We start from the raw sequence: 9112 nt of genomic DNA on the forward strand, positions 1-9112 counted from the left end.
GGATGATTGTGACTCGCATTTTTTTAAAATACACATTGGTTTTGCTTTGTGTATTGGCAAAACCTGCTTTGGCAGCAGGTTTTGACTTTCCCACTCATTTACAATTTATGCTTAAAAACTTGCGTGAGAATGCGCAAGCTAATACGGCCCCAATAGTCACAAAAGACTATATTACTTTAAGTGAAGATGAAACGTCGTTACTTGACTTACTCGCTAACGATATAGATGCCGATAAAGACACGCTTAAAATTGTGTCGGTGAGCGCGCAATATGGTGAAGTACTTATAATGCCAAACGGGCAAGTAAAGTACATTCCGCCTATAAATTTTTCGGGACAAGATCAAATAAGCTATATGCTTTATGATGGTCGTTCTAATGCCGTTTCTGGTCAAGCATATATTACAGTCAACTCAATAAATGATGCCCCCGTCGCAAAAGACGATTTGGCAACTTTAATTGCTAATACAACAAAGTTAATTAATGTACTTGAAAACGACACCGATGTTGACGGTGATGCACTGAAAATAACGCTAGCGAGTGCAAAACATGGACAAGTTTTAGTAATAAATAACGCGATAGAATACACGCCCAACTATGATTTTGATGGCACAGAAGTTATTGACTATGTCATTCAAGATACTGGTGGCGCCACTTCAAGCGCCAAAGTATTAATTACAGTTTTAAAAGAAAATAAAACAGCGCCTGAAATAACAGCGCAACAGCAAATAGTGATGGATGAAGATACATCGTTAACGCTCAGCACTGAGCATATCACTTATATTGATGCAGACTCATTAAGCAAAGACATCACGCTTGAAATAGCGCAAGGACAAAACTACCAAGTAAATGGATTAACTATTACCCCAACTGAACACTTTAATGGTGAACTGAACGTACCTGTTTCATTGTTTGATGGCAAGCATCACTCCAATACTATGGCGCTGAAAATCACTGTTAACCCAATCAATGACGCTCCGAAAGTCGTAAGCCCGCTTTATTGGCAATCCCTAAAAGGTGCAAGATTTACTTTAGACTTTTATGCTTTGATTCATGATCCAGACATTAAGTTTTGGCCCATGGGCCGAGATGACCCAAGGCTTGATCAATTCAAATTTATTTTGTCAAACAATGCACGTATTGAAGACCATGGCGGCTGGACCTCTAATGGTGGCCGTTTCGTTCGAGTCCCAGGGTCTCGTAACTTCTTATATGAGTATTTGCCACCTTCAGATCTCAGCATTGATGAAGATTATTTGCACTTTTTTATAGTTGATGAATTAGGTGCAACAAATTTTGGGCGTGGTGACATTAAAATATATCTAAAAAATGATATGAATGCGCCTATTATCAAACACCACGCTGGCATGACGCCAACAAATGAAAACAGTAGTTTCAAGCTGTCGATTGATGATTTTTATATTCTATACAATGGCTCTCATAGTAAAAATAATGAGCTGAGCCTAATAGTTAAAGACTCCCCTGGATATTATTCTTTCGACGAGGCAACAGGGCTTATATCTATTGACCCTATGTTTGAAGGAGACTTGCTAAACATTATTGTGCAAGCCACCGATGGCGCGACAACTTCTAACTCATTCCGCGTTGAAGTGCCATTGATTTCGGTTAATGAAGCTCCCATTGCATATAACTTTGAGCACACGCTTTCTGAACCTAAAGAAATTGAGCTCGACTTTAGAAATCTATTAATGGCAGATCCAGAGGCAAAAATAGCACCTTACTTGCTAGACCAGTTTTCTTATCAATTTATGACACAACAGGGTAGCGCGGATAATACCACGCCTAGAGGAAAACTTGTAAGAGTGCCCGGCAAACCTCATGGCGTATTCAAGTACATACCTAATTTACCATTTGATAAAGACACGATTCCTTTTTGGGTGACTGATGAGCAGGGTTTACAATCAAATATGGGCACGATTGTAATTAGCCCACCAATACCAAGTACGCCACATAAGCCAAACACAATTGTTAATGGTACAAGTGTACGAGTTTCTTGGGAGCAGAATAATTTTGCAACGTATTATGTGGTTGAGCAGTACAAGCAAAGCATAGACTTGTCATCGACGCTAAGAGAGTATCGTGTAACGTCCAATAGCATTGATTTACAAGAGCTAGAAACTGAATACTCTAAATATCGCGTTAAGGCGTGTAATGAAGTTGGTTGCTCAGCATTTTCTGAATTTTCATTACCAACGAAAGAACTGAACATTACCCCAAGGGCCAATTTAGTCGGCACAAATGGCATACAATTAGTATGGGGCGGAGAACATAGTAACTACGATATTCAAATAAAATACAATGACAATGATTGGACAGAACCAGGTAGATTTGTATTTGACTCTAAGTCAGTAACTTGGCCGAACCTACCATCAGGCGAAAGAACCTACAGACTGAGAGGGTGTAACGATGACTTGAGTCGTTGTACAGATTGGTCAGCTCAGTCCAATACCCTTTTAATTGAGGCCTGGGTCCATAATGTAGCAGTACAAGGCAGTTCCACAACTTTAAGTTGGGGTCCATTACGCGGGACAGACTACTACGATATTGCAGTTAAATTGAATAACAATGACTGGACTGCATCCAACACATTTGTAGCAGTTAACGAAGGCACATCAAATGTCAGTAGCATCACGTTAAATAATGTGGGGGGCGGGCTTTACGCATATCGAATTCGCGCTTGTCAAGGCCAAGTGGGCAGTGGAACTTGCTCTGCCTGGTCGATATCAACAGCGCAATATGAAACGCCTGGATTACCAATCGGCACGCCTCCATTGGCCCTAACTTTGCCTACACACACCTTTTTAAATAAGTCAGAAGTTGTGACTTGGGCGTTTTCAAGTGCACCGCAAATTAACTTGACCACATCACTTTATGTTCAGGTACCCAATCAACCAAATATGATAAAACTTGCTAGCAGTAACAATAACCAGCCTGGCTCGTATGCGTACACCTTTTCTCAAGCTGGTACTTATCGATTTTTTGCCCAAGCCTGCCAAGAAGCTGAACAGTCTCGTCTTTTGTGTAGTAATCGAATGCAAAGTACACGAAGTATAGAGGTGATAAACCAAGCATTTGGGCCAATAAGTACAGGGTCTAAGTTGAGCTGGCCAAACCTGCCAAGTGGCAGCACGATTGAAATTGAAAGAGCGTATTGCGCTGATACAAAAAGCTGCGATAGGGCGGAATTGCAGTGGCATACACTTGCAACTTTAACTTCAGGTGAGACGAGTTACGCTTTAACAAGCTCCAGCGGGTATGTGTACCGCATTAAAGTGTGTTTTAACCAAGGCGGCTGTACATCCTGGGTAGATGTATATGATAGACCTAAAAAACAGATCGTTTTTATACATACAGATCTATTAGGTAATCCAGTCGTAGAGTCGCAATAAATAAGCAGTAGTGCCTTACGGAAAAATGAAGCATTGCGCTATATAAACAAATAAAAAATGATTTTTTATGCATGAGTTTGAGTTTTTTCGCTTGTGCAAAATTTAGGATTTAAACCGTGAAGAATAATTTTTTAAGCATACCAAAAACACTGATAAAAACAGCGCTCATAGGGGTTGTTGGCACGTCCAGTCATTTAGTTAATGCTCAGCAAAGTTTTGACCTGAGCGAGTATGTTGTTACGTTTGGACAAGCTAATGAACAAGCCAGTAGTTTTGCCGTTGAAAATCAAACATCGGCATTTAGACATGTTTCAAGATCTGACCAAGCAATTGATGATAACGAAATTCCAAACATTGAAACCAGAAAAATAACGACTAACTATCGTGAACTATTCAGTTTAGATCATAAAGTCGAAGCTTATACCTCCGATTTATTTGGTGAGCGTTATAGTGCGCCAACCGGATCTGTGTCTTTTAGTCATACTGATTTAAGTATTCCAGGCAATAGCGATTTACCGATTAACTTGACACGTATATACGTTGGCTCCGACTCTTTTGATACGAATACACGAGACTTTGGGACGTGGGGATTAGATTTACCCCATATAAGAACCAACTTATTGTCGCTTGTTGACAATGTTGAATTTAAAGGCAGTTGGGGCACGGGTAAAGCGTGTACAGGCGCATTAGATGACGGTGGAAAATGGGGATATGGAAATGGTAATGACTGGAAGCCATACTTAGGTAAAAATTATAAACCTGAAACGGGTCAAAGTGTTTGGAATGGTGATCAAGTATACATTCCAGGGAGGGGCAGCTCTAAATTAATCGTAAATGCGGGGAAAAAAACCACTAACCAGAACTGGGAGGTAACGTGCTTTACGACGGATAAAGCGTTTGAAGGATTTGTGGTCACCACAAATGATGGCGTTAAATACACATTTTCTCAGCCAAAACTAGTTGGGGGTAAAACCTTAAACTTGTATATGAATAATAGAGAAAGAAAGCTTCTCTCACCTGATTTTAGAACTTACCATGCTTTTATGTTAGCCACTCGAGTTGAGGACAAATTCGGTAACTGGGTTGAATATGACTATGATGGTCCTCGTCTGACAGGCATTAGGTCAAGCGATGACCGTAACATACGCGTTGACTACTATGGCGCAAATGAGATACATGCAAATTTAGTTAAGTATGTCACGGATGTCGCTAATTCACGAGTCTGGAAATACGAGTACCAAAGTAGGGGTTATTTATCTTGGGTGTATCCGGATGAAGTTTTTGCGCTGAGCAAAGTTACTAGGCCTGATGGACTAACTTGGCAGTTTACTTACCCCGAAAAAGAACGCACGAATTGGTTAAAAGCTTATTTTGGATTTCATTCATATACGGTGCCTCGTGACGAAGTAAGTAATGACTGGCGCATATGTGAATTTGATAAAAATGAGGGCGATTGGGTTACGATTAAACACCCGCACGGAGCTAAAGGCGTATTTAAATATAAGCTTAGGCAAATGAATCGCTCTAATGTAAGTACTTTGTCAAATAAGCCACTAGAGTTTCTTCGTTGGGCCTCCAATGCGCCGGAGACTATGCCGTGTTCAACAACCTTTGCCTTGAGCGAAAAATCAATCAAGTTTAGCAACGCAGATACTTATACTTGGCGTTATGACTATTATAACTCGAAACCGTATTTTAATAATGACCCCATAAAACCAGACTCATCATTTAACAGTAATACTCTCCCTAGCCTGCCTTATCAAACTGAAGGGGATGAGTTGGAATGGAGAGATATTAAAGTAGTCAAAGTAACTCAGCCTGATAATAGTAAAGTATACCATTATTTAAGTGCGCGTTTTGGGCCTACAGAAAATAAGGAAATAATGACTAGGTACCACGATACAGATGGTGCCACTCTGCGCATAGTTAAAAGGGTTGAGGAAAATAGCCCGAATCGTGGTGATAGTTTAGTGCGCCATGATTTTACGAGTGCATATTTTGCAAGGCCTAAATCAACCATTACCTATGAAAAAACAGGTCCAGCGACGGACTATAGTGATGCCTATGAAATCACAAACCTAACGTTTAATGAGTATGATGCACCAACGCAGACAAAAGAGTCTAGCTCACAGGCAACCCGTTATATAAAGCGGAGTTATGAGCATGACCTTACTCACAACGTGTTTAATTTACTCAATGATGTGTCGGTATCTGAAGACAGCGTTAATTTTACCTCTGTGCACTCGGCCTCCTATGAAGCAAAAACGGCCGATGACAATTCATATCAGAATGTGAAACTGTTAAGCAACTTATATGAATATGGGCAGCTTAAAAAAACCTATGCAACCTATACGAATGAAGGACTCGTTTCTGAAATTCTGTTTAATGATATGCGCCTAAAGAGTGACGGCACTCGCAGCGATGAAAAAAGCTACCTTAAACGCGGAGACTTTTATCGAGGTAAAGCACGAAGTTATGAAATGCCAGCACGTATTGAAGGTGTGGGTGGTGTTATTTCTGGCAGTATGACAGTTGACTCAAATGGGTGGGTAACAAGCACTACTGATTTTAATCAAACCACGACAAGTTATATGTACGACTCGATGGGGCGTATAAAAGCAGTGGATGTGAGTGGTTCTTGGTTAGATACTGTTTATGAATGGGATTTAGAAAATAATACCCGTACGGTACAACGCTGCACAGTGGGTACTACAGGTACATGTATTGATACCTCTGTTTTTACCACAACAGAGTACTATGACAACTGGTTACGTTTAACCAAGTCGGTGGCAAACGATGTTACAAACGGCCTAAACCGAACACAAGTTTTTCGCTACGACTATGCAAACCGTAGCCTATTTACTTCCATAGTGACCGATGATCTATCAACATCTACTTATGGTACAACTAATACTTATGATGGTTTGGGGCGTAAAAAAACTCAGAGTAGAAGTGGCCTTGGTACTATTAAAACATTGTACTTAGCGAATAATAAAACCCAGGTAACAGATGCCAAAGGACATGTTACAAAAACTCAATACTTATCATACGGCTCACCGAGTTATAGCACTCCCAAAGAGATAGTTAACACGTTACAAAGTGGTGATATCACAACCAGCCTGACATTAGATATTTTTGGCAATATTAAAGAAATCACGCAATCTGGGGGCTCAAGTCAAGATAATACCGAACTGAACGTCACGGAAACGCGTATTTATGATAGCCAAAATAACTTGTGCGCGGTTTCTCGCCCGGATGTGGGTAATACCTTGTTTGGTTACAATGCTCTGGGCCGAATGATATGGAAACAAGTCGGTGCGCCGAACGCAACTTGTACCACGGACAAACCAACACAAGCGATTAGCTATGAATACGATAACCTTGGTGATAATTACAAGGTCACTTACCCTACTGGGGATACAACCCCCGCCTTGACTTATACCCATGACAATAATGGCAATGTGGTAGAGCTCCTTGCTGGTGATGTAAACCATGTATATAAGTATAACAACCAAGGGTTATTGGAGTTTGAAAGCATTAGCATTGCTGGGCAAAAGTTTAGCTTAGAGGCAGATTATGGCTATAACAGCTTGATGCACCGAGATAGCTTAACATATCCAGATTCCACCACTGTCAACTTTGCGCCTAATGGATTTGGAGAGCCAACACAGGTTGTTTCGTATAAACCGGGTAGTACAACTGAAGTTGAACTAACCTTCGCGACTAAGGCGACCTATAACGGGCAAGGGGGGTTAAAGAGCTTTACCTATGGCAATAATGTTGAGCATACATTAACGTACGACCCAATGACGCAGTTACCAGATATATTGCGCGACCAATTACCAGCAGCAATGCAGGGCAATCAAAACAACAGCCACTTAGTGCATTTAAATTATAATTATGACCTTAATGCCAATGTGACGTCTATCATAGATAGTGTGCGGTCAGGTTATAGCCTAAATACATTAACGTACGACGAGCTGAACCGCCTCACAGGTGTTTATGGAGGCACAGACGTCGGCAATAGCGTATTAACTTACGATGCCTTAGGTAACATAGAAACCTATACAGCACTTGGCCGCAAATTGACTTATCAGTATGACAGGGCAAGTAACCGCCTACGCAGTGTCACAGGTGCTGGTCTTGATAATAAATATGGTTCAATTGGGTATGATGCGCGCGGTAACATTATTCACAATGGTGCTTTTACGCTTGATTATAACCTTGCAGAGCAAATGGTCAGCGCTAAGGGCAATACCTATTTATACGATGGCCATAACCGCCGAGTAAAACAAGTTGAATCAACAGGCACTAGCTATAGTTTTTATGGGCAAGACGGCACCTTGTTATATCGTGAGCAAGGGCACAATATCGTAGGTGAGGGCGTTAACTATATTTACTTGGGTAAAAAGCTAATAGCGAAGTATGGCCATACAGAAGCAGAAAGCATCGAAGACAGCCGTCAAGCCTATCGTCCTTATGGTGAGGTTATTGGCGAAGCTAAAGACGATGTAGGATATACAGGGCATAAGTTCGATAAAGAACTGGGCCTAAACTATATGCAGGCACGATACTATGATCCAGTTATCGGGCGTTTTTATTCGAATGATCCTGTTGGGTTTACTGGTGACATAACAACCTTCAACCGATATTCTTATGTAGGAAATAACCCATACAAGTACACTGATCCTACAGGTGAATCTAGAGAAAATAGGTTTGCACCATTAGCGAAATTGATTATGGAGAAGGTGGCAGGTAAGCAAGCTGCGTCTCGAATGGAAGCTCAAATGGTTTTAGCATCCCAAACATCAACCAAAGCTGAAAAACTAGCTGCATTAAATTCACTGAAAAATAATGGTTCTGTAAAATTAGAAAAATCAGTAGCTAACAAGAGCCAAGTTGCAGAAGTTCAAAATGGCGGTGTAAGGGATATTACAGGACCTAATTCTAAAACAGGTAGTGAATTTAAAGATGCCCCAAGAGTTGCAAGTCAACATGGTGGCAATGCTGCTGATTATAAGAAAGTTAGTTCATCAAAGCAGACTGATGCTACTGGTGCGAAGACAGAAGTACATGGAGTTGTAAACACTAAAACGAATGAAGTCGTTGAAATGAAAACTAAGAAATTGAAAGGTGATTTTTAATGTCAGATAGCCAAAAATTAATAGAGCAAGTACATAACTTGACTCTTCCTGAAAAATTGGTAGATAGACTTCAATGGTGTAGAGATATATTGATTGCATATCACTCTTTAGATCTTCCCGAGCTTTATGCGATTGAATGGTTAGTAGCATTAGACTCTGAAACAGACCATTATCCGACGGGGCAATCTAGGGAGCACTTTAACAAGGATGTGCTAAATAACTTAGATGACGAGCTTTTAGGCACCTATGAGAGCGAACTAATTGAGTTTCCTAAAATAAGAGATAGATTATTGAAAGAACTAAAAGAATTGAGTAGTTAGAAATATAATTGGGATAGGTATTTTAAACATGACACCCACCTTAAATTTGGTAAAAAACTGAGTGTCGCCTATCTTTAAAAATATTTTAAACATGACACCCACCTTAAATTTTGCAAAAAACTGAGTGTCGCCTATCTTTAAATAACGGTTAAAAGTTAGGCGCTCAATTCATGGCAACAGCACGAAGTCGGCAAGTTAGCTTGGTGGATACTAAGTACTATCACTGCATATCACGATGCGT

The 9112-nt window shown here is 40.4% G+C and carries 3 protein-coding genes and 1 pseudogene; all 4 read left to right on the top strand.

From position 1 onward, the window contains the following. The first annotated feature begins 8 nt into the window (after positions 1 to 8). Positions 9 to 3407: a tandem-95 repeat protein gene (locus A7985_RS24270; protein ID WP_065792984.1), complete on the top strand. Its 3399-nt coding sequence runs from the start codon at positions 9 to 11 to the stop codon at positions 3405 to 3407. 116 nt (positions 3408 to 3523) lie between these two features. Further along, positions 3524 to 8551 (top strand): RHS repeat domain-containing protein, encoded by a 5028-nt coding sequence (locus A7985_RS27040; protein ID WP_065792985.1) that lies wholly within the window; start codon positions 3524 to 3526, stop codon positions 8549 to 8551. After that, entirely contained in the window at positions 8551 to 8871 is a 321-nt protein-coding gene (locus tag A7985_RS24280) for a hypothetical protein (protein WP_065792986.1), read from the top strand. The genes A7985_RS27040 and A7985_RS24280 overlap by 1 nt, the downstream gene beginning before the upstream one ends. Before the next feature lie 170 nt (positions 8872 to 9041). Next, positions 9042 to 9112: pseudogene (locus A7985_RS27045) on the top strand (Mobile element protein); the annotation flags it as partial.

The organism is Pseudoalteromonas luteoviolacea, assembly GCF_001696455.1.
Taxonomy (GTDB): Bacteria; Pseudomonadota; Gammaproteobacteria; order Enterobacterales; family Alteromonadaceae; genus Pseudoalteromonas; species Pseudoalteromonas luteoviolacea_C.